The organism is Noviherbaspirillum malthae, assembly GCF_015352985.1.
Taxonomy (GTDB): Bacteria; Pseudomonadota; Gammaproteobacteria; order Burkholderiales; family Burkholderiaceae_D; genus Noviherbaspirillum; species Noviherbaspirillum malthae.
In genome coordinates this window covers 14582-38061 of the sequence record NZ_JACYXF010000007.1, presented here as the reverse complement: position 1 = coordinate 38061, position 23480 = coordinate 14582, and the positions used below count along the sequence as shown (strand labels likewise).

The window sequence follows — 23480 nt, the reverse complement described above, 5'->3', positions numbered from 1 at the left end:
GGTCAGCCTCGCATCACTTCGTCGAACACGCCCTGCGTGCGGGCGGCGAGGCCGTCGATTTCCTCGTCGTCGAGGATGTAGGGCGGCATCAGGTAGACTGTCTTGCTGATCGGGCGCAGCAGCAGTTCATGCTGCAGAGCGTTGGCGAAGAACTTGCGCGAGAATGCCGGATCGTCGGTGACGGCGTCGAAGGCCCAGATCATGCCGCGCTGGCGGAAATGGGTTATCCGCTCATCTTCGGCCAGCGGCATCAATGCGGTGGTCAGGCGCGCGGCGCGTTCGCGGTTGCGTTCGAGCACATTGTCCTGCTCGAAGATGTCGAGCGTGGCCAGCGCCGCGCGGCAGGCCAGCGGATTGCCTGTGTAGGAATGCGAATGCAAAAAGCCGCGCTTCACATCGGCATCGTAGAAGCCCTGGTAGATCTCGTCGCGCGTCATCACCAGCGACAGCGGCAGATAGCCGCCGCTGATGCCCTTGGACAGGCAGACGAAATCGGGCCAGATGTTGGCCTGCTCGCAGGCAAAGAAGCTGCCAGTGCGGCCGCAGCCGACCGCAATCTCGTCGGCGATCAGATGAATGTTGTAGCGATCGCACAGCGCGCGCACCTCGACCAGGTAAGCCGGGTCGTACATCGCCATGCCGGCGGCGCACTGCACCAGCGGCTCGACGATGACGGCGGCGATGCTGCCTGCGCGCTCGGCCAGCAATTTTTCCAGCTGCCTGGCCGCGCGCCGCGCCACATCGGCGGCGCTTTCGCCGGCTTCTGCGGCGCGCGCATCGGGCGACGCCACCACATGGGCGCGCTGCAGCAGCGGGCCGTAGGCATCGCGGAAGAGCTGCACATCGGTGACGGCCAGCGCGCCGACGGTTTCGCCGTGGTAGCTGCCCTGCAGGCAGACGAATTCGCGCTTGTCGGTCTTGCCGCTGTTGCGCCAGAAATGAAAGCTCATTTTCAGCGCGATTTCCACCGCCGATGCGCCGTCGGACGCATAGAAGCAATGGCCGAGCGCATGGCCGGTGAGCGCGGACAGGCGCTCCGACAATTGAATGACCGGCTCATGGGTGAAGCCGGCGAGCATCGCATGCTCGAGCAGGTCGAGCTGATCCTTCAATGCGGTGTTGATGCGGGGGTTGGCATGGCCGAACAGGTTGACCCACCAGGAACTGATGGCATCGAGATAGCGCTTGCCGTCGGCGTCGAACAGCCAGGCGCCGCGGCCATGGCTGACCGGCACCAATGGCAGCGCCGGCACCGCGTCATGGTGCTGCATCTGCGTGCACGGATGCCAGACGCTGGCCAGGCTGCGCGCAACCCAATCATTGGGCTGCGTGCCTGTGTGTTCGCTTGATTGACTTGTGTTCAAAAGCGGCTCCAAAACTTCGTTGCACCCTTGCGGGTTTGTTGCATGGCAGGGTGCACGGAGTTCATCTCGCTGACTCCATTACTCCAGCCACCCCGGCTTGCGTTTTTCCAGGAAGGAGCGCACGCCCTCGCGTCCCTCGCCGGAACTGCGGATATCGGCGATGCGCACTGCCGTGTCGGCAATCAGTTCGGCCGTCAGCGGCGCGCCGGCCACATCCTGGACCAGGCGCTTGGCCTCTTTGACTGCATGGGGACTGTTCGATACCAGCGCCTTGACGATGTCGGCAACCGTCGCATCGAGTGCCTCGGCGGTGCTCACCGCATGCACGAAACCGATGCGGTGCGCCTCCTGCGCGGAAAAACGTTCTGCCGTCAAAAAATACCGGCGCGCGGCGTTCTCGCCCATGGCCTTGATGACGTAGGGCGAGATTGTCGCAGGAATCAGGCCGAGTTTGACCTCGGACAGGCAAAAATTGACTGTCTCTGCAGCAACACTGATGTCGCAGGCCGCCGCCAGCCCCATGCCGCCGGCATAGCAGTCGCCCTGTATCTTCGCCACCACCGGTTTCGGGCACGCATAGATGGTACGCAGCATTTCCGCGAGCTGGGCCGCGTCGGCGCGGTTTTCCTCGTGGGTATAGCCGGCCATCTTCTTCATCCAGTTGAGGTCGGCACCGGCGCAGAAGGCCGGGCCGTTCGCGGCCAGCACGATGGCGCGCAGGTTCTCATTCGCGCCGAGTTCACCGAAGACCTGCGTGATTTCGGCGATCGTCGTTTCATTGAAGGCATTGCGCACGTCCGGGCGGTTGAGGGTGACGGTGGCCACCCTGCCCTCGATCTTCACATCCAGTGTCTGCCAGTTCATGATCGTCCTTTACTTTTCGTTGACAGCCGCTTACATCCGGAACACGCCGAACTTGGTCTCGGGAATAGTTGCATTCAGCGACGCACTCAAGCCGAGGCCGAGCACCATGCGGGTATCGGCCGGATCGATCACGCCGTCATCCCACAGGCGCGCGGTCGCATAGTACGGATGGCCTTGGTGCTCGTACTGTTCGCGGATCGGCTGCTTGAAGGCTTCTTCCTCTTCCTTGCTCCAGCTGCCGCCACGGCCTTCGATGCCGTCGCGCTTGACGGTCGCCAGCACGCTGGCCGCCTGCTCGCCGCCCATCACCGAGATGCGTGCATTCGGCCACATCCACAGGAAGCGCGGCGAGTAGGCGCGGCCGCACATGCCGTAGTTGCCGGCGCCAAAGCTGCCGCCGATGATGACCGTGAACTTCGGCACCGATGCGGTGGAGACGGCTGTCACCATCTTCGCGCCGTTGCGGGCGATGCCTTCGTTCTCGTACTTGCGGCCGACCATGAAGCCGGTGATGTTCTGCAGGAACACCAGCGGAATCTTGCGCTGGCAGCACAGCTCGATGAAGTGCGCGCCCTTCAATGCCGACTCGGAAAACAGGATGCCGTTGTTGGCGATGATGCCGACCGGCATGCCGAAGATATGCGCGAAGCCGGTGACGAGCGTGGTGCCGTAGCGGGCCTTGAACTCGTCGAACTCGCTGCCGTCGACGATGCGGGCGATGACTTCGCGCACGTCGAAGGGCTTGCGGGTATCGGTGGGAATCACGCCGTACAGTTCATGTGCATCGTATTTCGGCGCCACCGGCTCGCGCAGCACCAGCTGCTGCGGCTTTGTCCGGTTGAGATTGCCGACAATCTTGCGTGCCAGCGCCAGCGCATGCAGATCGTTCTGCGCGAGATGGTCGACCACGCCCGACAAACGGGTATGCACGTCGCCGCCGCCAAGGTCTTCGGCGCTCACCACTTCGCCTGTTGCCGCCTTCACCAGCGGAGGACCGCCGAGGAAGATGGTGCCCTGTTCCTTGACGATGATGGATTCATCGCTCATCGCCGGCACGTAGGCGCCGCCGGCGGTGCAGGAGCCCATCACCACCGCGATCTGCGGAATGCCCTTGGCCGACATGTTGGCCTGGTTGAAGAAGATGCGGCCGAAGTGCTCGCGGTCGGGGAAGACGTCGTCCTGGTTGGGCAGGTTGGCGCCGCCGGAGTCCACCAGGTAGATGCAGGGCAGGTTGTTCTGGTCGGCGATCTCCTGCGCGCGCAAATGCTTCTTGACCGTCATCGGGTAATAGGTGCCGCCCTTCACGGTGGCGTCGTTGCAGACGATCATGCATTCCTGGCCGGCGACGCGGCCGATGCCGGCGATCACGCCAGCGGCCGGCGCGGCATTGTCGTACATCTCGTAGGCGGCCATCTGCGACAGTTCGAGGAAGGGCGTGCCGGGATCGAGCAGCTGCTGCACGCGGTCGCGCGGCAGCAGCTTGCCGCGTGCGGTGTGCTTCTTGCGCGCTTCCTCGCCGCCACCCAGCGCCAGCTTTTCCACCTTGGCTTTCAAGTCATCGACGATGGCCTGCATTGCTGCGGCATTGGCCTTGAAGTCTTCGCTGCGCGGCGACAGTTTGCTTTCTATTTGCGGCATGTTGTTGTCATCCTTTTGTTTGGCTGTTCTGCGTTTTCTGCGTGCTCTGCGTGTCTTGCGGTCAGGCAGTCTTGTCTTCGTCCACCTTGAGCTCGTCCTTCATGAGCTCGCGCATCTTGAACTTCTGCACCTTGCCGGTCACCGTCATCGGGAAGCTGTCGACGAAGCGGATATGGCGCGGAATCTTGTAGTGCGCAATCTGCCCCTGGCAGAAGGCGCGTATGTCGTCTTCGGTGGCATCGGCGCCGGGGCGGCGGATGATCCAGGCGCACAGCTCCTCGCCGTACTTGCGGTCCGGCACGCCGACCACCTGCACGTCCTGCACCGCCGGATGGCGGTACAGGAACTCCTCGATCTCGCGCGGATAGATGTTCTCGCCGCCGCGAATCACCATGTCCTTGATGCGGCCGGCGATATTGACGTAGCCCTCGGCATCCATCACCGCGAGGTCGCCGGTATGCATCCAGCCTTCGCCGTCGATGGCCTCGGCGGTTTTTTCCGGATCACCCCAGTAGCCGTGCATGACCGAATAGCCGCGGGTGCAGAGTTCGCCGACGCTGCCCACCGGCAGCGGCTTGCCGCTGTCGGGATCGGCGATCTTGACTTCGAGGTGGGGCTGCACCTTGCCGACGGTGGACACGCGCTTTTCCAGCGGCGTGTCGGTGGTGCTCTGGCAGCTCACCGGGCTGGTCTCGGTCATGCCGTAGGCGATGGTGACTTCGCTCATATGCATGTCGCTGACCACGCGCTTCATCACTTCGATCGGGCACGGCGAACCGGCCATGATGCCGGTGCGCAGCGTCGACAGATCGAATTCGGCAAAGCGCGGATGGTCGAGTTCGGCGATGAACATGGTCGGCACGCCGTGCAGGCCGGTGCAGCGTTCTTCCTGCACGGTCTCAAGCACCGACAGCGGTTCGAAACCGTCGTTCGGATAGACGATGGTCGCGCCGTGGGTGAGGCAGGCGAGATTGCCGAGCACCATGCCGAAGCAGTGGTAGAGCGGTACCGGTATGCAGAGCCGGTCGTCGGCGCTCAGTCGCATCGCCTCGCCGATGAAGAAGCCGTTGTTGAGCACGTTGCGGTGGGTGAGCGTCGCGCCCTTCGGAAAACCGGTGGTGCCGCTGGTGAACTGAATGTTGATCGGATCGGTGTTCTTCAGCGACGGGGCAATGCGTGCAAGCGCCGCGTCATCCGGATCGCCCCTCGACATCAGGTCGGCAAAGCGCAGCATGCCGGGCACGTCTTCGTCGCCGAGATGCACTACCGTCCTGAGCGAAGGCAGCTTCGCCGCCTGCAGGCTGCCGGGCGTGCTGGCGGCAATTTCCGGCGCCAAGCTGCGCACCATGTCCAGGTAGTCGCTGGTCTTGAACGCGGTCATCGTGATCAGCGCCTTGCAGCCGACCTTGTTGAGCGCGTATTCGAGTTCGGCCACGCGGTAGGCGGGATTGATGTTGACCAGCACGATGCCGGCCTTGGCGGTGGCGATCTGCGTCAGCAGCCACTGCGCATTGTTGTGCGACCAGATGCCGACGCGGTCGCCGGGCGCGATGCCAGAGGCCAGCAGCGCGCTGGCGAGGCGGTTGGCTTCGCGCTGCAGCTCGCGGTAGGTGTAGCGCAGCTGCTGGTGGCGGGACACCAGCGCTTCGTTGTCCGGCACCCGCTCCACCATCGCGTCGAAGAAATCGCCGATGGTCTGCTCGATCAGCGGCGCATCGGTGCTGCCGCGGTCGGCACTCGTCTCCAATGGGGTCATGTCCATCCTCCTTTCATGCTTGCCTGCGCCGCAGCGTCCCGCTCTCTTGAAGCAGGCCGTGCAAACAGGTTATGACGGCTCGGTCTCGCCGGGAAAGCTGCCGTCCACGTAAAACCACTTGCCGTCTTCGCGCACGAAGCGGCTGATTTCATGCAGCCGGTGCGCGCGTCCGCCGACCTTGTAGCGGGCGACGAATTCCACCGTCGCGCGTTCGCCCTCGGGTACATGCCTGCGCACCTCCAGCCCCAGCCACTTCATGTCCTTATCCTGCGCCACCGGTTCGGCGGGCCGCGTGCTCGCATGCCAGGTGGCCTTCAGATAATCTTCATTGCGCAGCACATAGGCGGTATAGCGCGAGCGCATCAGCAGGTCGGCCGCCGGCGCGGCCTGCCCGCCTTCGATGAAACGGCCGCAGCAGCTTGCGTAGTCCTTGCCGCCGCAGGGGCAGGCGGCCTGCTGCGCCTTCTTCATGCCAGCACCAGCTGCGGCAGCTGCGCCATGTCGTCGAACACCTTGTCGGCGCCGGCGGCCAGCAGCAGTTCGGGGTCGGAGCGCTCGGCGTAGCCGTACACCGTCATGCCTGCCGCGCGTCCGGCGGCGATGCCGGTCGGCGTGTCTTCGATCACCACGCAGCGCGACGGATCCATGCCCATCGTCTTCGCGGCGAGCAGATAAACGTCGGGCGCGGGCTTGGTGCGCGCCACTTCCATCCCGGAAAACATGTTCTTCTCGAACCACGGCAGCAGGCCGGTCTGGCCCAGCGTCAGCCGCATCTTCGCGCGGTCGGCGCCGGAGGCGACGCAGAACGGCATCTCGCGTTTCACCAATTGCGCAATGGCTGCCTTGATGCCGCGCACCGGATGCACGCCGGCTTCCAGCGCGCGGTTGCGGCGCTCGACGAACTGCAGGTAGAAGTCGGCAGGCATGGGCTTGCTGATGTTGGCCTCGATCATCGCCGCCTCGTCGCGCACCAGGCGGCCGACGAAGATGCGCATGGTCTCTTCCAGCGAGAGCGGCCAACCAAGCTCGTTGAGCATCTCGGCCAGTACGCCGCAGGTGATCAGTTCGCTGTCGACCAGCACGCCGTCGCAGTCGAATGCGACCATGTCAAACTTTGCCATCAGGCTGTCTTCGCTTTCTCTGTCTTTTCCGCTTTGTCGGCGGTTGGTCCGCCGGCCTTCTTCCATGCGCCGAAGCCGCCTTCGATATGCGCGACCTTTTCCATGCCCATGTCCTGCAGGGTCTTGGTGGCCAATGCGCTGCGCAGGCCGCCGGCGCAGAAGAAGATGTATTCCTTGTCTTCGCCGAACACCGGCTTGTAGTACGGCGACTCCGGGTCGACCCAGAATTCCAGCATGCCGCGCGGCGCGGAGTACGCGCCGGGAATGACGCCTTCGCGCTCGAGTTCGCGCGGGTCGCGGATGTCGACGAACTGCACGTCGGGGTCGTCGTATCTGGAGCGTGCCTGTTCGACCGTGTAGGTCTTGATTTCGGCCATCGCTTCATCGACGAGGGCCTTGTAGCCTTTTTTCATCGCGTCTCTCCTCGGGTTGTCCTTGGTCTTGCTTGCCTTGCTTTGTGCAGGCATGGAGGCCTGCACTACCTGAATGACCGCCGCTCTTCGTTCAGACCGGTAGTGCAGGCCTCCGCGCCTGCACGTGCTCACACAACCTACTCCCAAACAGGCTTCACCCATTGGTAAGTTTTCAATTCCGGCCACCGCTTGAGCGGATTGTTCATGATGTATTGAATTTTCTCCAGCCACTCCGCTTCATCACGAACGATGCGGTCAAACGATTCCTGCTGCCAGACCGCACCAACACGTCCATGCTCGCGCTGCAGCCGGTTCGCCGTGAAAGACTTCCAGCTATGCACGATCTACATCAGGTCCTGTCCATCGAACGGCTGCACCACCGCATGCACATGGTCATCCATCACCACATAGGCACTCAACTCATAGCGCCTGCCGTCGAAATGCTGCAATGCCTGCATCACTTTGGTACGCTCCTCGAAGCCCAATACCGGACGCCCGGGATACAAACGCCACGTGACGAAATAGCTGGCTCCTGCCAATCGCCAGTGCGGCAGATTTCGGCGATAGATATACAGGTCGCTGCTGTTCATCTCTTTGGTCACACTTGGTTTGTGCAGGCACGGAGGCCTGCACTACTGCAGCCCCCTGGCAATCAAGATCTTCTGAATATCGCTCGTACCCTCATAAATCTGGCACACCCGCACATCGCGATAAATCCGCTCCACCGGAAAATCGCTCACATAGCCATACCCGCCGTGAATCTGTATCGCATCCGAGCAGACCCGCTCGGCCATTTCGCTGGCAAACAATTTGGCCATCGCCGCTTCCTTCAGGCAGGGCTTGCCTGCATCCTTCATGCTGGCCGCATGCAGGATCAGCTGCCGCGCCGCCTCGATCTGCGTCGCCATCTCCGACAGCTTGAACTGCACCGCCTGGTGCTCGAAGAGCGTCTTGCCGAAGCTGGTGCGCTCCTTCGCATATGCCAGCGCCGCCTCGAAGGCTGCGCGCGCCATGCCGACCGATTGCGAGGCGATGCCGATGCGGCCGCCTTCCAGACCGGACAAGGCGATCTTGTAGCCTTGCCCCTCTTCACCAATCAGGTTGGCCGCCGGGATGCGGCAGTTCTCGAACAGGATCTGCGCCGTGTCCGATGAATGCTGGCCGAGCTTTTCCTCCAGGCGCGCCACGATGTAACCGGGTGTATTGGTCGGCACCCAGAAGGCGCTGATGCCTCTCTTGCCGGCGGCCTTGTCGGTCACGGCCATCACAATGGCCACGTCCGCATATTTGCCGCTGGTGATGAACTGCTTGACGCCGTTAATCACGTAATGATCGCCGTCGCGCGTGGCCGTCGTGCGCAGGGCCGAGGCGTCGCTGCCCACGTGCGGCTCCGTCAGGCAGAAGGCGCCGAGCATGTCGCCTCGCGCCAGCGGCTTGAGGAAGCGTTCCTTCTGCTCTTCGTTCGCAACCATCATGGCGATGCTGCAGACCGGGCAGTTGTTGACCGAAATGACGGTGGAAGTGCCGCCGTCGCCAGCCGCGATTTCTTCCAGCACCAGCGCCAGCGACACATAGTCGAGGCCGGCGCCGCCGAGCTCTTCCGGCACCGCGACGCCGAAGGCGCCGAGCGCGGCCAGGCCCTTCAGTTCGTCTGCCGGAAAATGGTGTTCCTTGTCCCAGCGCGCGGCGTTGGGCGCCAGGCGCTCCTGCGAAAAGCTGCGCAGCGCGTCGCGGATCATTTCATGCTGTTCGGATAGAACCATCTGCTGTCCCCTTGCTTTGCCGGTTGTGCCGGCGGCATTGTCTTGATGTTGTGTTTGATTACCAGGCGAAGCTGCGGCCGTCGTAGCTCCGGAACGATCCGCTGTGTTCCGGGCCGAGGCTTTCGATCACCTTGAGCATGCCGGCCACGCTATCCTCTACCGAGGTCGGCGCGTCCGGCCCGCCCATGTCGGTCTTCACCCAGCCGGGGTTCATCGCCACCAGCGTGGCCTTCGGATAATCGAAGGACGCGCTCTTGACCGCCATGTTGAGCGCCGCCTTGGAGGCGCGGTAGACCCAGCCGTGGCTGGATTCGGCTTCGCCGATACTGCCCATGCCGCTGCTGATGAACACGAACCTGCCCTGCCGCGCTTCGACCAGCGGCGCCACCAGCGGAATGGCCTGCATCGCGCCGAGCACGTTGGTGCGCATCACCTGGTCGAAATCCTCGGCCGTCGGCGGCGACGTCGCCTGGCCGCCGCTGCCGTAGAAGCCGGAGACGTAGACCGCGAGGTCGAGCTTTTCATCGTCGAGCTGCCAGCCGAGCCCGGCCAGCGATTCCGGCTTGAGCACATCGAGCTTGAGCGCTTCGGCGCCTTCGTCCTTCAGTGTCTGCAGCGCGTCGTCGCTGCGCGCGGTGGCGATGACCTTCCAGCCGGCGGCGCGCAGCTGGCGTACGAATTCATGGCCGATGCCGCGCGAGGCGCCGATGATGAGTGCGGTGGGCATGATCAATCTCCTTGCTGGGAGCGGGTTGCGGGCGTTCCCATCGTCTCGGGCAGGAACGCCCCTTACTACTTCAAAAACGAGCCGGTTACACCAGCTCGATCGCCATCGCGGTGCCTTCGCCGCCGCCGATGCACAGCGCCGCCACGCCCAGCTTGCCGCCGGTCTTCTGCAGTGCGCCGATCAGGGTGACGATGATGCGCGCGCCGGAAGCGCCGATCGGGTGGCCAAGCGCGCAGGCGCCGCCGTGGATGTTGACCTTGCTGTGCGGGATGTCGTGCTCTTTCATCGCAGCCATCGGCACTGCGGCGAAGGCTTCGTTGATCTCGAACAGGTCGACGTCCTTGGTGGTCAGGTTGAGCTTCTTGTACAGCTTCTCGATCGCGCCGATCGGTGCGGTGGTGAACCAGTTCGGTTCCTGCGCGTGGGTGGAATGGCCGAGCACGCGGGCGATCGGCTTGCAGCCGAGCTTCTTGGCGGTCGATTCGCGCATCAGCACGAGTGCGGCGGCGCCGTCGTTGATCGAGGACGACGATGCGGCGGTGATGGTGCCGTCCTTCTTGAACGCCGGCTTGAGCGACGGGATCTTGTCGAGCTTGGCTTTCAGCGGGCCTTCATCCTTGTCGATGACGACGTCGCCGGCCTTGGCCGCCACCGTCACCGGAGCGATTTCCCACTTGAAGGAACCGTCGTTGGTCGCGGCCTGGGCACGCTTGACCGATTCGATCGCATAGGCATCCTGCTCTTCGCGGGTGAACTGGTACTTGGCCACGCAGTCCTCGGCGAAGGTGCCCATGGAGCGGCCTTTCTCGTAGGCGTCTTCCAGGCCGTCGAGCATCATGTGGTCGTACATCATGCCGTGGCCGATGCGGTAGCCGCCGCGCGCCTTCGGGATCAGGTAGGGGGCATTGGTCATCGATTCCATGCCGCCGGCAACGACGACGTCGTTGCTGCCTGCGAGCAGCGAGTCGTAGCCGATCATCGCGGCCTTCATCGCCGAGCCGCACATCTTCGACAGCGTGACGGCGCCGGCGGAGGTCGGAATGCCGGCCTTGATCGCGGCTTGGCGCGCGGGCGCCTGGCCCTGGCCTGCCATCAGGCAGTTGCCGAACAGGACTTCGTTGACATGGCTGGGCTCGAGGTTGGCGCGCTCGACGGCGGCGCGGATCGCCGCCGCGCCGAGGTCGGATGCGGACAGGCCGGAAAAGTCGCCCTGGAAGGCGCCCATCGGGGTGCGGGCTGCGCCGACGATAACAATAGGATCGTTGTTCATGTGTAGTCTCCGAGGTCAAGCGGCTTGCGCCGCGGGGGTGAGAGGTTTGTAGCTGAAGCGCAGTTCCTGCGGGTACGGGAATACGTCTTCGATATGGCCGTCCAGGATGCGCTGTTTGGCCTGTTGCCAGTACTGCGGGGTGAGCAGGTCGGCATGGTGCTTCAGGAAATATTTCCGGACTTCCGGATTGCCGAGCAGGAAGGTGCCGAACTGTTCGGGAAAGACGTCGTTCTTCGCCACCGGATACCAGGGCTCGCTTGCCATTTCATCTTCCTCGTTGCGCGGCGCGGGAATCGCGCGGAAGTTGCAGTCGGTGATGTACTCGATCTCGTCATAGTCGTAGAACACCACGCGGCCATGCTTGGTGACGCCGAAATTCTTGTACAGCATGTCGCCGGGGAAGATGTTGACGCCGACGAGGTCCTTGATCGCATTGCCGTATTCGACGATCGCATGCTCGATCGCCGCATGGTCGCCGCGCCTGTCGGCTTCGGTGAGCCAGATGTTGAGCGGAATCATGCGGCGCTCGATGTAGAGGTGCCTGATGACGATCTCGTCGCCCTCTTCCTCGATGATGGACGGCGCGACCTTCTTCAGATCGGCCAGCAGTTCCTCGGAAAAGCGCGCACGCGGAAAGGCGACGCTGGAGTATTCGAGCGTGTCGGCCATGCGGCCGACGCGGTCGTGGTTCTTCACCAGCAGATATTTCTCCTTGACCAGTTCGCGCGTGGTTTCCTTGGGCGCCGGAAAATAGTCCTTGATCACCTTGAACACGTAGGGAAAAGACGGCAGCGCGAACACCACCATCACCAGGCCGCGGATGCCGGGCGCCGATTCGAAGCAGTCCGATGAATACTTGAGGTGATGCAGGAAGTCGCGGTAGAACGCCGCCTTGCCCAGCTTCTGCAGGCCGAGGATGGTGTATATCTCGCTGCTCGGCTTGTACGGCATCAGCGTGCGCAGGAAATGCACATAGGCCGACGGCACTTCCATGTCGACCATGAAGTAGGCGCGGGTGAAGGAAAACAGCACCGTGATCAGGGTCGGATCGAACAGCACCGTGTCGAGCACCAGTTCGCGCTTGCGGTTGTACAGGATGGGCACGACAAACGGATAGATGCGGTTGCCGTTGATGCCCTTGCCGACGATGTAGGCGCCCTTGTTGCGGTAGAACAGCGAGGACAGCACCTGGATCTGGTGATTCGGCTCAAGCAGGTCGGAACCGAACATCGCCCGCATGCGCGCTTCGACCAGGCTGACGTCGCGGTCGAGGTCGGCGAAGGGCGAAGCCAGCTGGAAATTGGTGATGATGCGCTTCAAGGTGTAATGCAGCCCGTCCTTGGCCGGATAGTAGACGCGGTAAGTCGGCTGCGTGCCGTCCGGCTCAATGTATTCGGTCGAGACCGCGCGCCGCACGAAGATGAAGTCGTTGTGGAAGTAGGTGCGATGCAGGATGGTGCAGCAGACCGAGTTGAAGAAGGTCTCGGCCAGCTCCGGCTGCTTGTGGTTGATCAGCAGGCCGATGTAATGCAGCTTCACCTCGCGCCAGACTTCGCCGCCGATTTCCTCCGGCTCGTATTCGTCTTCCAGCGCCTGCACGCATTCCTGCACACGCTTGTCGTAGAACGCGATTCTTTCCCGCGCCTTGGTCTGCGCCGTTTTCCAGTCGCTGGTTTCGAAATAGCGCTTGGCATCCTGGCTGGCGGCACGAAACAGGCGGTAATGCTTGTCGAAGCCGTCGAGGATGGTGCGCGCGATGTCGAACGCGATCTGGGAACGGAGCAGCTTGGGGAATGAGGGCTGGGCGGTGTGTGCCATGGCTAGCGCTCGAATTGGGTTTTCCAGGCTTCCAGTTTAGCCAAGTCCACGCCGATGCCGCCGCACACGACCACCAGCGGTTTTTCGAAGGCGGCCAGCGCCGGCGCGCTGTGATAGACCACCGACAGCGCGGCGCCGCAGGCCGGCTCGACCAGGGTGCGCATGTCGTCGGCAAAGCGGCGGCAGGCGCTCACCGTCTGCGCATCGGACACCACCACGCTGCGCACGTCATGCCTGCGCGTCCATTCGAACGCCTGGGGCGCGACGCGCCGGGCGGCGAGCGATGTTGCGATGGTTTTGACTTCAGGCAAGGTCACCAGCTCGCCCGCCTGCATCGCCGCATGCAGCGATGCGGCGCCTTCGGTTTCCGCGGCGATGACCGGAATGTGCGCCAGGCCGTTGCGGTGCAGGCCGGCGATGACGCCGCACATCAGCCCGCCGCCGCCGACGGCGCAGATCACCGCGTCGAAATCGGCGCCCTGGGCCACCGCTTCGTCGATCAGCGTGGCATTGCCGTCCCAGATGTCGTGGTGGTCGAAGGGCGGCACATAGACCGTGCCCGGCTGTTCGCACAGCTGCAATGCATGCTGGTGGCTTTCATCCCAGACCTTGCCGTGCACGACGACGTCGGCGCCGATGCTGCGGATGCGGTGGCGCACCGATTCATGCGTGGTTTCGGGCACGACGATGGTGGTGTGCATGCCGAGCGAAACACCGGCGACCGCCGCGGCGAAGCCGGCATTGCCGCCGGACGGGCAGACGAAGTGACGGACGCCGCGTTCGGCGGCGCGCTGGCAGAACAGGCCGATGCCGCGCATCTTGAAGGAGCCCGACGGCTGCAGGTTCTCCATCTTGAGCAGGATCTGCTTGCCGATGGCGGCAGACAGGCTGTCGTGGCGGAGGAGCGGCGTATTGAGATGCAGTGAAGCCATGATGCGATGTTAATCCGTTCTTTCTTTTTTCCACACTCGTAAAAATACGAGCGTTCGGTTTTCAGATGTTCAGATCGCGGCCACCTCACTGCTGCGTGCCACGACCGCCATGGTCCCGCTGAATTTGCTGATGAACACTTTCCTGTCGCCGCTGACGGCATGCACTTCCGATTCGACCACATGGAAGGCCTTGCCCGGCTTGAGCACCTGGGCGCGGCACCAGAGCGAATCGCCCAGGCCGGGACGCAGCAGATGCATCTTGAACTCGACGGTCAGGATGAAGCCGTCGGCCGGCGTCACGGTCATCGCGGCACCGCCCGCGGTGTGGTCCGCAATCGTCGTCTGCACACCGGCGTGGATGACGCCGGTGTGCTGCAGATGACGCGGCGCGATGCGAAGGGTCGATTCGCACCAGCCGGGACCGCAATCGACAAGGGTGATGCCGATTTCGTTCAGGAAAGCCGCGTTGCCGAAACCCTGTTCGACGACGCGGCGGTAATTCGGATCGGGGGAATGCATTGTATGCGCTCCGTCGTTGCTCCGCTTGCACGGCGCCCCGCCTTGGGCAGGGCGCCTCCTTGGCTTACTTTGTTTCGGCAAACAGTTCGCGGCCGATCAGCATGCGGCGGATCTCGCTGGTGCCCGCGCCGATCTCGTACAGCTTGGCGTCGCGCCACAGGCGGCCGACCGGGTATTCATTGATGTAGCCGTTGCCGCCCAGCGTCTGGATCGCTTCGCCTGCCATCCAGGTCGCCTTTTCGGCGGAGTACAGGATGGCGCCGGCCGCGTCCTTGCGCAGCGCGCGCACCGCCTCCGGATTCTTCGCCCTGTCGCAGGCCTGGCCGACCGCGTACACATAGGCCTTGCAGGCCATCATGGTGGAATACATGTCGGCGACCTTGCCCTGCATCAGCTGGAATTCGCCGATCGGCTGGCCGAACTGCTTGCGCTCGTGGATGTACGGCACCACCGCATCCATGCAGGCGGCCATGATGCCCAGCGGGCCGCCGGAAAGCACGGTGCGCTCGAAGTCGAGGCCGGACATCAGCACGTTGACGCCCTTGCCCAAGCCGCCGAGCACGTTTTCCGCCGGCACTTCGCAATCCTGGAACACCAGTTCGCCGGTGTGCGAGCCGCGCATGCCGAGCTTGTCGAGCTTTTGCGCGATCGAGAAACCCTTGAAGCCTTTTTCGATCAGGAAAGCGGTCATGCCGCGCGGGCCGGCTTCGATGTCGTTCTTCGCATAGACGACCAGCGTGTCGGCGTCGGGGCCGTTGGTGATCCACATCTTGGTGCCGTTCAAGACCCAGCGGTCACCTTTCCATTCGGCGCGCAGCTTCATGCTGACCACGTCGGAGCCGGCATTCGGTTCGGACATCGCCAGCGCGCCGACGTGCTCGCCGGAAATCAGCTTGGGCAGATATTTCTGCTTTTGTTCTTCCGTGCCGTTGCGCTTGATCTGGTTGACGCAGAGATTGGAATGCGCGCCGTAGGACAGGCCGACCGAGGCCGAGGCGCGGGAGATTTCTTCCATCGCGACGATGTGGGCGAGATAGCCCATGTCGGTGCCGCCGTATTCCTCGCCGACGGTGATGCCGAGCAGGCCGAGGTCGCCCATCTTTTTCCACAGGTCCATCGGGAACTGGTCGGTGCGGTCGATTTCGGCGGCGCGCGGCGCGATTTCCGCCTGCGCGAATTGCTGCACGGTTTCGCGCAGCGCGGCGATGTCTTCGCCATGGTCAAAGGTCAAGCCGGGCAAGTGGATCATGTCGTCCTCGTCTTATAGGATGAATCGGAATGCTTACCAAAAATGGTGATCGAAACTTCTGGCGCGATGCAGCGCATCATACCGCCAAAATGACGTTTACGTAAACGTAAAGCAGCTACCGTAGAACTACGATTTTGAGGACGCTCAGGCGGCGTCCTTGAGCTTGCGGGATGCGGTCTTCTTTTCCGCAGTTTTCAGCGGCTTCTCGCCAGCCAGCAGGCGATTGCATTCCTCTTCATGCGCGGCGATTTCCGCCAGGGTGACCTCGATGTCCTCGCGCTGCCGCTCCAGGGTTTCCCGGTGCTGGGCCAGCACCGTCAGGAAGCGCTTGAGCTGCGGCGCGGTGTCCTTCGGCGATTCGTACATGTCCACCAGCGCCTTGATTTCCGACAGGCTCAGGCCGAGGCGCTTGCCGCGCAGGGTGAGCTTGAGCCGGGTACGCTCGCCCGCGCTGTAGACCCGGGTGCGGCCGCCGGCGCCTTCGCGCTTGGGGCTCAAGAGGCCTTGGTCTTCGTAGAAACGGATGGCGCGGGGCGTGATGTCGAATTCGCGGGCAAGCTCGGTAATGGTGTAGGTTGGCATGAGGGAATTCCGGGTCGTCAGCAGCGAAAAACGAATGTGTTTAGAATCACTGGAAAGCAACTGCAGTTTACGTTAACGTAAAGTCACATGAAGGCGTATTGTAGGCGCGTCCGCCGCAAATGTGAACCGGCGTAAACCGCAGTGTGGCGGCAATGCGCCGCCTCTCCCATCCAACCTGCATTCAACTGTTTTCCCTGGAGCCGCCGCCATGAATCCCCTGGAATCCCAACTCGAGTATCCGTTCGGCGACCAGCTGCCGCCCAACGGCACGGTCATGGAAGTCGCACCCGGCCTGTTCTGGCTGCGCGTCGGCCTGCCCTTCGCGCTCGACCACATCAATCTCTGGCTGCTGCGCGACGGCCCGGACCGGGAGGGCGAAGGCGGCTGGACCATCATTGACTGCGGCATCAGCAGCGACGCCACCCGCGAAGCCTGGGAATCGGTATTCGCCAATGCGCTCGGCGGCCTGCCGGTGCGGCGCGTCATCGTCACCCACTGCCATCCCGACCATGTCGGCCTGGCGGACTGGCTGTGCAAGCGCTGGAACGCGCGGCTGTGGATGACGGCCGGCGACTACGGCTTCGCCCGCATGATGTCGGCGTCGCTGCCGGGCGTCGACGGCGTCGCTGCGCTCCCCCACTTCGTGCGCCACGGATTGAGCGAGGCGTCGATGCGCGAAAAGGTCGAAGGCCGCAAGAGCTACTACCCGACCATGGTGCCGTCGATGCCGGAAGCCTATCACCGCATCGTTGACGATCAGGTCTTCCGCATCGGCAGCCATGACTGGCAGGTGATCACCGGCTTCGGACATTCGCCGGAACATGCATCACTTTGGTGCGCGGATTTGAACGTGCTGATCTCGGGTGACATGGTGCTGCCTCGGATTTCCACCAACGTCTCGGTGTTCGCCGTCGAACCGGAATCCAATGCGGTGCAGATGTACCTGGATTCGCTGAAGAAGTTCGGCCACCTGCCGGCCGACACGCTGGTGCTGCCCTCGCACGGCAAACCCTTCCGCGGCCTGCATACCCGCATCGGCCAGCTCAACGATCATCACCGCGACCGCCTGGCCGAAGTCGTCGTCGCCTGCGCCAGTCCGCAGACGGCGGCCGACATCGTGCCCATCATGTTCCGCCGTCCGCTCGACACGCACCAGATGAGCTTCGCACTTGGCGAAGCGCTGGCTCATCTGAACAAGCTCTGGCATGACGGCGTGCTGGTGAGGGAAACCGACGGAGCCGGCGTGATCCGCTTTCGCACCGCCTGACCGACAAAACCGGTTACAGAAATCGAAGGCCGGCCGATGCGCCGGCCTTTTTCTTTTGCGCTTGTTCTGCGCACCATCGATTTTTTCTGAATTTTTCTGCTCTTTTCCGATGCCTGCGGATTTTTTCGATCAACTATTGAGCTATCCGGCCTCTTTCCGGCATGCCGAATTTATATTATTCATTGGGCCAGTTTACTTGATAAAGAATGTGTTACCTTCTCTTTACACGTTTGGTCACAAGAAGTTCATGTCGCCTGTAGACTGACTGTCAAGCCTCGACATGGAATAGTTCGCGGTCATGAATCCAACAATAGAACGAGAAGGCTTTAGCGAGCGGCTTCAGAAAGCGCTGCGCAACGCAGAGTACTCCAACGACAGCCCGACACAGCTGGCGCGGGAGTTCAATGTCCGTTTCGAAGGCCGTCCGATTACGGTTCATGCCGCCCGCAAATGGCTGGTCGGCGAAGCCATCCCCACACAGGAAAAACTGCGCACCCTGGCGCAATGGCTGGGCGTCTCCACCGAATGGCTGCGCTTCGGCGGCGAAGACCAGGTCGCTACCGAATCCGGCGCCTCTGCCTCGCGCTTCGAATCTACCGACGTCAAGCTGCTGACCGACCTGCAGCGGCTCGACAAGCATCACCAGGCGCTCGCCCGTGAATTCATCCGCATGCTGGTCAGGATGCACCGGGAAAAATAAGCTGCATTCCCTTCGCCTTCCGGCGGCGACCGCTAGTGATTCGTAATCCGTGATCAGCCTTGGGCAAGCGAACGCAGATAACGCAATCCGGCGACGGCGCGGCTGCCGTACCATGACATCATCTCGCCGTCGACCAGCTGCACCGGCTTGCCGATCTGCCGCTCCAGCGCATCGACATGCGCCTCGGTGAAGCGGTAAGGCTCGCTCGACAGCAGCACCAAATCAATTTCCGCCGCCAGCGCATCCGACCAGTCGAAGCGCGGATAGCGCACGCCGGCATCACCCGCGCCATCGGGCGCCCACTGCCGCCAGCCGATCTCCTGAAGCATGCGGGCGATATAGGTATCGCGCGACACGGTCATCCAGGGATCCTTCCAGATGCAGTACAGCACCGTCTGCGGCGGCCCATGCGGTGCGGTCTGCAGCGCCGCATATTCATGCTCGAAATTGGTGCATAGCCGTTCGGCCTGCGCCTGCGCGCCGAAGATGCCTCCCAGCAGCCGGTACAGCGCGAGGTTGTCGCGCGGCGCGAGCGGATGCGTGACGATCACATGGGGAATGAACTGCGCGAGCGCATCGACGGTGGGCTTTTCGTTTTCGTCGATATTGACCACCAGGTGGGTGGGCGCAAGGCGGCGGATCTTTTCGAGATTCACATCCTTGGTGCCGCCCACCTTGGGAATGGCGCCCACCGTGTCCGCCGGATGAATGCAGAAACCCGTGCGGCCCGCCAGCATGGGGGCAAGACCAAGCTCGCACAGCAGTTCGGTGACCGACGGCACCAGCGAAACGATGCGCGCCGTCTGGCCGGCGGCGAGCGGAAGATGCTCCTGCCCGATGGCATCGATGTAGGTCATGGCTTGCGCGCCTTGTGCGGCGCCCTGGCAAAAGCTGCATCGTACAGCCAGTTCGGCAGCAGGCGCAGCAGCTTCGCCACCACGCCCATCTGCCAGGGAATGACGCGGAAGCTGGCGCCGGCTTCAATTGCGCGTGCGGCCCGCTCCGCGAAGTCTGCGGCCGGCATCAGGAACGGCATCGGATAGCGGTTGACCTTGGTCATCGGCGTATCGATGTAACCAGGGGCGATGGTCACCACTCTGACGCCGCTGCCGCGCAGTTCGACACGCAGCGATTCGCAATAACTGATCACCGCCGACTTCGACGCGCTGTAGGCGCCGGCGCCCGGCAGGCCGCGGATGCCCGCCACGCTGGCGATGCCGACCAGCCGGCAGACGCGGCTCCCGGCCGCCGCCTGATGCTTCATCGCGGTGATGAAAGGCGCGAAGGTAGCAACGGTGGCCGTCACATTGGTGGCGAAGATGCGTTCGAAGACTTCCAGATCTTCCGCATATTCCGTCAGCGTGCCCTGCGAAATGCCGGCATTGGCGATGACGATGTCGGCGCCGCCGCGGTCGGCGATGAAACTGCGGGCCGCAGCCTGCAGCGCCGCATGGTCGTTGACATCCAGCGCATAGACGAGATGGCGCTCCGGATGTGGCAGCCCGGCGACCAGCTGCTGCAGCAGGTCGCCGCGCCGGGCCACCAGCCCGAGCGTCGCGCCCTGTTCGGCGTAGCGCCTTGCCAGTGCGGCGCCCAAGCCGCTGGAGGCGCCGGTGATGAATACGCGTTTCATGTCGGCATGCATGTCTTTGTTATTGGAATCGGATTGCCAAGAAAAAAGTCCGTCCTCTTGCGAGTGACGGACTTTTGCGGTTCGGGAAACGCTAGCCTGAACGGTTTATTTGCCTTGCTTGCTCTTGTTCACCAGCCAGTCCGCGACCTGCAGCGTGGCGGCATGCAGCACCGGTTCCGGCTTGTTGCCGATGCCGGCGGCGACGATCGAAGGCGACGTCAGGTAGCGGCCGTCGATGGCCAAGAGCGGCACGCCGTCGATCTGGTAGGCCTGGGCCAGCTGGGCGGCGCGCTTGACCTTGCTCTGGATGCCGAAGGAGTTGTACACCTCGAGGAATTTCGCCTTGTCGATGCCGTTCTTGACGACAAAGTCGGTGATTTCCGCATCGGTGTCGGTGCGTTTCTTCTGCACATGGATGGTGTTGAACACTTTGGCATGCAGTTCCTCGAGCTTGCCCATCGCTTCCAGCGTGTAATACAGCTTCTGCTGCGGCACCATGGAATCGCGGAAAGCCACCGGCACGCGCTTGAAGTTGATGTTGTCGCCCTGCTTCTTCACCCAGGCGACCAGATCGGGTTCCAGCGCATTGCAGTGCGGGCAGGAGTACCAGAAGAATTCGGTGACTTCGACTTTCTTGCCGGAGTCGGTCTGCTGCGCCTTGTCAAGCGTGCGGTAATCGACTCCGTTCTGCGGATTGTCGGGCGCGGCCTGCGCTCCCGCAGCCATCAGGGAAATGCTCAATGCAGCCAGGACATGTTTCAGAAAACGCATAAGATTCCTTTTGCTTTGATCAGCTTTTGATTATTGGTTTTTTGATTACTTTGCGATGCGCACGACCGCCGCATCCACCCCGTTGTCAGACAGCTTGCCGCGGACCTTGTTCATGGAATCCATCTGGTTGAACGGACCCACGCGCACCCGGTACAGCACGCCGGTGTCGGCCTGGCGTTCCGAGATCCTGGCCTCGACGCCCAAGAGGGCCAGCTTGGCGCGGATGTTCTCCGCATCGTTCTGCTCGCGGAAAGCGCCCGCCTGCAGATAATAACTCCACTTCTCGTCCTGGGCGTCGGGCTTGGATTCCGCCTTCACGTCGGCGCGGGTATCGCTCTCGGCCTTCTTCGGCTTCTCCGCCACGCCAAGCTTGGCCGAGTGGTCGACGATGGGGGCCTTGCCCTCTTTTGCTTCCTGCGGCGCCTTGGCCGCCGGTGCGGCATCGAGCTTGGGATCGACCTTGACTTCCTGCTTCTTCTCGGCCGGCTGCGGCGCGGCGGTGTTCGTCGGCGCCGGGTCCTTGGCCGCCTCTTCCGCCGGCTTCTTCGCCTGCTTGCCGTACATCGGCCTGTTCGGGTCGCTCACCTGGGCGTTCTGGTCAGGCTGCTTCGGCCGGCCCATCTTGTCGGTGAAAGGCATCGGGGTCTTGGTGATCATCATGGCCACCCCGAGCGCAATGCCGAGGCCGATGATCAGGCCGATGATGATGCCCAGTACTGTCCCGCCCTGCTGCCTGTTGTAGTTATGCATACTTACTCAATCCACTTCCGATACTGTCTGCCCGATGTTCTTGCGCGCCACCCTACGTCCGCGGGAATGGGCGCGCAAGCACTTGAACAGATTCTTACATCCTCGAAGGCGCCGATACACCGATCAGCGCCAGGCCATTGCGCAGGACCTGGCGGGTGGCGCGCATCAGGGTCAGGCGGGCCGTCCGGGTGGCGGCATCGTCGACCAGCACGCGTTCGGCGTTGTAGTAGCTGTGCAGCTCGCCGGCCAGGTCGCGCAGATAGAACGCTACCTGATGCGGGCCGAGTTCGTCGAGGGCTTTTTGCAGCATCTCCGGATATTCGGCCAGCTTGGTCAGGAGCGCGGCTTCGCGCGGCGAAGTCAGTGGCGAAAGATCCACATTGGTCAGCGTGTTTTCGTCGCCGCCCCACTGCGCCAGCACCGAGCAGATGCGCGCATGCGCGTACTGCACGTAGTACACCGGGTTCTCGTCCGACTGCGACAGCGCGAGGTCGACGTCGAAGGTGAATTCGGTGTCGGCCTTGCGCGAGATGAGGAAGAAGCGCACCGCGTCGCGGCCGCGGGTGAGGTCGCGCTCGCCGTTCTCGCCGCTCTCACTGAGCGCATCGCCGGCCGACCATTCGATCAGGTCGCGTACCGTGACGTAGGAGCCGGCGCGCTTGGAAATTTTCACTTCCTCGCCGTTCTTCATCACCGTGACCATCTTGTGCAGCACGTAATCCGGATAACCTTCAGGAATGCCGAGGCCGACCGCCTGCAGGCCGGCGCGCACGCGGGCGATGGTGCCGTGGTGGTCGCTGCCCTGCACGTTGATGACCTTGCCGAAACCGCGCTGCCACTTGGTGATGTGATAGGCAACATCGGGCACGAAGTAGGTGTAGGTGCCGTCGGACTTCTTCATCACGCGGTCCTTGTCGTCGCCGTACTCGGTGGTGCGCAGCCACAGCGCGCCGTCCTGTTCGTAGGTCTTGCCGGCCTTCACCAGCGCCTCGACGGCAGCGGCCACCTTGCCTTCGGTGTACAGCGAGGATTCCAGGTAATAGTTGTCGAACTTCACGCCGAAGGCCTGCAGGTCGAGATCCTGCTCGTGGCGCAGGTAGGTGACGGCGAATTTGCGGATGGATTCGATGTCCTCGACGTCGCCGCTGGCGGTCACCGGTTCGCCGTCGCTGGCGGACACGGTTTTTTTCTGCAGGAAGTCGGCGGCGATGTCGGCGATGTAGTCGCCGTTGTAGGCGGCTTCGGGCCAGCCTTCCTCGCCCGGCTTCAGGCCCCTGGCGCGCGCCTGCACCGACAGCGCGAGGTTGCCGATCTGGACGCCGGCATCGTTGTAGTAGAACTCGCGGCTGACTTCATAACCCTGCGCCTCCAGCAGCGAGGACAGCGCATCGCCGAGCGCGCCCTGGCGGCCGTGGCCGACGTGCAGCGGACCGGTCGGGTTGGCGGACACGAATTCCACCATCACCTTCCTGCCGGCGCCGGCCTTCGTCTTGCCGAATTGTTCGGCCTGGTCCAGCACTTCCTGCACCACCGCCTGCTTGGCGGCGGCGGCCACGCGCAGGTTGATGAAGCCGGGACCGGCGATGTCGGCGCTTTCGATCAGCGCGCCCTTGTCGGCCAGCACCGCGGCGACGATGGCCTGCGCCAGCTCGCGCGGATTCTTCTTCAGCGGCTTGGCCAGCTGCATCGCGATGTTACAGGCGATGTCGCCGTGCGCCGGGTCGCGCGGACGCTCGAGCACGACGTTCGGTTTCAGTTCGGTTCCGGCGACGATGGGCGCGAGCGCGGCCTGGAACAAGTCAATGATCTGTTGTTTTTGCGAAGCGAGCATGGGAAAAATGGCAACGGCGCGGGGCCGGGCGTGCGAATTGGGGGAAAGCCGGCATTATACCGGCTCGTTTCCACCGGTTCGCGCCTCGGCGTACTTCTCCTGCCTATTCGCCCAGCCGCTCGCGGCAATAGGTGCCGAGGAAGCGCTGCATCTGGAACTTCTCCGGTAGCCATGGCGATTCCGACAACTTCTGCGGCAGCAGGTAGATGTAGGTATGGGCGTCTTCCAGCGCGCCGGAATCCAGCCTGACCCGCACCCGGTCGCGCCGGTATTCGCTGCCTTCGAAGGCGTCGAGGGCGGCGACATCGGTGTCCGAGACGTCGAAGTAGACGATGCCGGCAACGCTGGCGCCGGTTCTGACGATGGTGCCGGGATAGGTTTCGCCGGCCAGCGCGAAGCGGGCATGGCCGTCCAGCACCGCCGGTGCGCTCCGGTAGTCGCCGCGCACCACCCGCTGCCAGACTTCGGGAAACATCAGCGAACCATAGGTGAAGACATGTGCGGACATGGGA

25 protein-coding genes are annotated in these 23480 nt (G+C 63.2%); 2 read left to right on the top strand and 23 right to left on the bottom strand.

Annotated features, from left to right (window positions below; genetic code table 11):
• Window positions 1-2: 2 nt before the first annotated feature.
• The 17 genes from bioA to IGW03_RS12080 form a co-directional block, all read right to left on the bottom strand.
• Entirely contained in the window at window positions 3-1364 is a 1362-nt protein-coding gene (gene bioA, locus IGW03_RS12160) for an adenosylmethionine--8-amino-7-oxononanoate transaminase (protein ID WP_194722834.1), read from the bottom strand.
• Window positions 1365-1442: 78 nt separating this feature from the next.
• Window positions 1443-2228, bottom strand: coding sequence for an enoyl-CoA hydratase/isomerase family protein (locus IGW03_RS12155; RefSeq protein ID WP_194722833.1), 786 nt, complete (start codon window positions 2226-2228; stop codon window positions 1443-1445).
• 30 nt (window positions 2229-2258) lie between these two features.
• Window positions 2259-3866, bottom strand: a complete 1608-nt coding sequence (locus IGW03_RS12150) for a carboxyl transferase domain-containing protein (RefSeq protein ID WP_194722832.1) — start codon at window positions 3864-3866, stop codon at window positions 2259-2261.
• Window positions 3867-3927: 61 nt separating this feature from the next.
• A complete protein-coding gene (locus IGW03_RS12145; protein WP_194722831.1) occupies window positions 3928-5622 on the bottom strand; it encodes an AMP-binding protein in 1695 nt (564 codons plus the stop codon).
• Window positions 5623-5691: 69 nt separating this feature from the next.
• Window positions 5692-6093, bottom strand: coding sequence for a YchJ family protein (locus IGW03_RS12140; RefSeq protein ID WP_194722830.1), 402 nt, complete (start codon window positions 6091-6093; stop codon window positions 5692-5694).
• The gene (locus tag IGW03_RS12135; RefSeq protein WP_194722829.1) at window positions 6090-6743 is read right to left on the bottom strand and encodes an HAD family hydrolase; all 654 of its coding nucleotides are present in this window, start codon (window positions 6741-6743) and stop codon (window positions 6090-6092) included. The genes IGW03_RS12140 and IGW03_RS12135 overlap by 4 nt, the downstream gene beginning before the upstream one ends.
• A complete protein-coding gene (locus IGW03_RS12130; protein WP_194722985.1) occupies window positions 6743-7156 on the bottom strand; it encodes a rhodanese-like domain-containing protein in 414 nt (137 codons plus the stop codon). The genes IGW03_RS12135 and IGW03_RS12130 overlap by 1 nt, the downstream gene beginning before the upstream one ends.
• 137 nt (window positions 7157-7293) lie before the next feature.
• Window positions 7294-7497, bottom strand: a complete 204-nt coding sequence (locus tag IGW03_RS12125) for a hypothetical protein (protein ID WP_194722828.1) — start codon at window positions 7495-7497, stop codon at window positions 7294-7296.
• A 3-nt stretch (window positions 7498-7500) separates the two neighbouring features.
• The gene (locus IGW03_RS12120) at window positions 7501-7746 is read right to left on the bottom strand and encodes a hypothetical protein (protein WP_194722827.1); all 246 of its coding nucleotides are present in this window, start codon (window positions 7744-7746) and stop codon (window positions 7501-7503) included.
• Window positions 7747-7788: 42 nt separating this feature from the next.
• A complete protein-coding gene (locus IGW03_RS12115) occupies window positions 7789-8919 on the bottom strand; it encodes an acyl-CoA dehydrogenase family protein (protein ID WP_194722826.1) in 1131 nt (376 codons plus the stop codon).
• A 58-nt stretch (window positions 8920-8977) separates the two neighbouring features.
• On the bottom strand, window positions 8978-9646 hold the full coding sequence (locus IGW03_RS12110; protein WP_194722825.1) for an SDR family oxidoreductase: 669 nt from the start codon (window positions 9644-9646) through the stop codon (window positions 8978-8980).
• An 85-nt stretch (window positions 9647-9731) separates the two neighbouring features.
• Window positions 9732-10916: an acetyl-CoA C-acetyltransferase gene (locus tag IGW03_RS12105; RefSeq protein WP_194722824.1), complete on the bottom strand. Its 1185-nt coding sequence runs from the start codon at window positions 10914-10916 to the stop codon at window positions 9732-9734.
• A 15-nt stretch (window positions 10917-10931) separates the two neighbouring features.
• Entirely contained in the window at window positions 10932-12734 is a 1803-nt protein-coding gene (gene aceK, locus IGW03_RS12100; protein ID WP_194722823.1) for a bifunctional isocitrate dehydrogenase kinase/phosphatase, read from the bottom strand.
• Between the two features lie 2 nt (window positions 12735-12736).
• Window positions 12737-13666, bottom strand: a complete 930-nt coding sequence (locus IGW03_RS12095) for a pyridoxal-phosphate dependent enzyme (RefSeq protein WP_194722822.1) — start codon at window positions 13664-13666, stop codon at window positions 12737-12739.
• A 69-nt stretch (window positions 13667-13735) separates the two neighbouring features.
• A complete protein-coding gene (locus IGW03_RS12090; RefSeq protein ID WP_194722821.1) occupies window positions 13736-14185 on the bottom strand; it encodes a PaaI family thioesterase in 450 nt (149 codons plus the stop codon).
• A 64-nt stretch (window positions 14186-14249) separates the two neighbouring features.
• Window positions 14250-15434, bottom strand: coding sequence for an isovaleryl-CoA dehydrogenase (locus tag IGW03_RS12085; protein WP_194722820.1), 1185 nt, complete (start codon window positions 15432-15434; stop codon window positions 14250-14252).
• 144 nt (window positions 15435-15578) lie between these two features.
• Window positions 15579-16016: a MerR family transcriptional regulator gene (locus IGW03_RS12080; RefSeq protein WP_194722819.1), complete on the bottom strand. Its 438-nt coding sequence runs from the start codon at window positions 16014-16016 to the stop codon at window positions 15579-15581.
• A 208-nt stretch (window positions 16017-16224) separates the two neighbouring features.
• On the opposite strand from IGW03_RS12080, the gene IGW03_RS12075 reads away from it, so the two are divergent.
• Window positions 16225-17283 (top strand): MBL fold metallo-hydrolase, encoded by a 1059-nt coding sequence (locus IGW03_RS12075; RefSeq protein ID WP_194722818.1) that lies wholly within the window; start codon window positions 16225-16227, stop codon window positions 17281-17283.
• A 298-nt stretch (window positions 17284-17581) separates the two neighbouring features.
• Entirely contained in the window at window positions 17582-17983 is a 402-nt protein-coding gene (locus IGW03_RS12070; protein ID WP_194722817.1) for a hypothetical protein, read from the top strand.
• A 53-nt stretch (window positions 17984-18036) separates the two neighbouring features.
• On the opposite strand, the gene IGW03_RS12065 is transcribed toward IGW03_RS12070, so the two are convergent.
• The 6 genes from IGW03_RS12065 to IGW03_RS12040 form a co-directional block, all read right to left on the bottom strand.
• A complete protein-coding gene (locus IGW03_RS12065; protein ID WP_194722816.1) occupies window positions 18037-18840 on the bottom strand; it encodes a helical backbone metal receptor in 804 nt (267 codons plus the stop codon).
• Window positions 18837-19616, bottom strand: coding sequence for an SDR family oxidoreductase (locus IGW03_RS12060; protein ID WP_194722815.1), 780 nt, complete (start codon window positions 19614-19616; stop codon window positions 18837-18839). The genes IGW03_RS12065 and IGW03_RS12060 overlap by 4 nt, the downstream gene beginning before the upstream one ends.
• Window positions 19617-19721: 105 nt before the next feature.
• Window positions 19722-20387 (bottom strand): thiol:disulfide interchange protein DsbA/DsbL, encoded by a 666-nt coding sequence (locus IGW03_RS12055; protein WP_194722814.1) that lies wholly within the window; start codon window positions 20385-20387, stop codon window positions 19722-19724.
• Between the two features lie 45 nt (window positions 20388-20432).
• A complete protein-coding gene (locus IGW03_RS12050) occupies window positions 20433-21137 on the bottom strand; it encodes an SPOR domain-containing protein (RefSeq protein ID WP_194722813.1) in 705 nt (234 codons plus the stop codon).
• Window positions 21138-21231: 94 nt separating this feature from the next.
• Window positions 21232-22968, bottom strand: coding sequence for an arginine--tRNA ligase (argS, locus tag IGW03_RS12045; RefSeq protein WP_194722812.1), 1737 nt, complete (start codon window positions 22966-22968; stop codon window positions 21232-21234).
• Window positions 22969-23071: 103 nt separating this feature from the next.
• The gene (locus IGW03_RS12040) at window positions 23072-23476 is read right to left on the bottom strand and encodes a gamma-glutamylcyclotransferase family protein (RefSeq protein ID WP_194722811.1); all 405 of its coding nucleotides are present in this window, start codon (window positions 23474-23476) and stop codon (window positions 23072-23074) included.
• Window positions 23477-23480: the final 4 nt, after the last annotated feature.

Bases quoted from the DNA above. Each gene is read 5' to 3' on its own strand.
- IGW03_RS12155 (WP_194722833.1), bottom strand. From the start codon at position 2,228: ATGAACTGGCAGACACTGGATGTGAAGATCGAGGGCAGGGTGGCCACC.
- IGW03_RS12150 (WP_194722832.1), bottom strand. From the start codon at position 3,866: ATGCCGCAAATAGAAAGCAAACTGTCGCCGCGCAGCGAAGACTTCAAG.
- IGW03_RS12145 (WP_194722831.1), bottom strand. From the start codon at position 5,622: ATGACCCCATTGGAGACGAGTGCCGACCGCGGCAGCACCGATGCGCCG.
- IGW03_RS12140 (WP_194722830.1), bottom strand. From the start codon at position 6,093: ATGAAGAAGGCGCAGCAGGCCGCCTGCCCCTGCGGCGGCAAGGACTAC.
- IGW03_RS12135 (WP_194722829.1), bottom strand. From the start codon at position 6,743: ATGGCAAAGTTTGACATGGTCGCATTCGACTGCGACGGCGTGCTGGTC.
- IGW03_RS12130 (WP_194722985.1), bottom strand. From the start codon at position 7,156: ATGAAAAAAGGCTACAAGGCCCTCGTCGATGAAGCGATGGCCGAAATC.
- IGW03_RS12120 (WP_194722827.1), bottom strand. From the start codon at position 7,746: ATGAACAGCAGCGACCTGTATATCTATCGCCGAAATCTGCCGCACTGG.
- IGW03_RS12115 (WP_194722826.1), bottom strand. From the start codon at position 8,919: ATGGTTCTATCCGAACAGCATGAAATGATCCGCGACGCGCTGCGCAGC.
- IGW03_RS12110 (WP_194722825.1), bottom strand. From the start codon at position 9,646: ATGCCCACCGCACTCATCATCGGCGCCTCGCGCGGCATCGGCCATGAA.
- IGW03_RS12105 (WP_194722824.1), bottom strand. From the start codon at position 10,916: ATGAACAACGATCCTATTGTTATCGTCGGCGCAGCCCGCACCCCGATG.
- aceK (WP_194722823.1), bottom strand. From the start codon at position 12,734: ATGGCACACACCGCCCAGCCCTCATTCCCCAAGCTGCTCCGTTCCCAG.
- IGW03_RS12095 (WP_194722822.1), bottom strand. From the start codon at position 13,666: ATGGCTTCACTGCATCTCAATACGCCGCTCCTCCGCCACGACAGCCTG.
- IGW03_RS12090 (WP_194722821.1), bottom strand. From the start codon at position 14,185: ATGCATTCCCCCGATCCGAATTACCGCCGCGTCGTCGAACAGGGTTTC.
- IGW03_RS12085 (WP_194722820.1), bottom strand. From the start codon at position 15,434: ATGATCCACTTGCCCGGCTTGACCTTTGACCATGGCGAAGACATCGCC.
- IGW03_RS12080 (WP_194722819.1), bottom strand. From the start codon at position 16,016: ATGCCAACCTACACCATTACCGAGCTTGCCCGCGAATTCGACATCACG.
- IGW03_RS12075 (WP_194722818.1), top strand. From the start codon at position 16,225: ATGAATCCCCTGGAATCCCAACTCGAGTATCCGTTCGGCGACCAGCTG.
- IGW03_RS12070 (WP_194722817.1), top strand. From the start codon at position 17,582: ATGAATCCAACAATAGAACGAGAAGGCTTTAGCGAGCGGCTTCAGAAA.
- IGW03_RS12065 (WP_194722816.1), bottom strand. From the start codon at position 18,840: ATGACCTACATCGATGCCATCGGGCAGGAGCATCTTCCGCTCGCCGCC.
- IGW03_RS12060 (WP_194722815.1), bottom strand. From the start codon at position 19,616: ATGAAACGCGTATTCATCACCGGCGCCTCCAGCGGCTTGGGCGCCGCA.
- IGW03_RS12055 (WP_194722814.1), bottom strand. From the start codon at position 20,387: ATGCGTTTTCTGAAACATGTCCTGGCTGCATTGAGCATTTCCCTGATG.
- IGW03_RS12050 (WP_194722813.1), bottom strand. From the start codon at position 21,137: ATGCATAACTACAACAGGCAGCAGGGCGGGACAGTACTGGGCATCATC.
- argS (WP_194722812.1), bottom strand. From the start codon at position 22,968: ATGCTCGCTTCGCAAAAACAACAGATCATTGACTTGTTCCAGGCCGCG.
- IGW03_RS12040 (WP_194722811.1), bottom strand. From the start codon at position 23,476: ATGTCCGCACATGTCTTCACCTATGGTTCGCTGATGTTTCCCGAAGTC.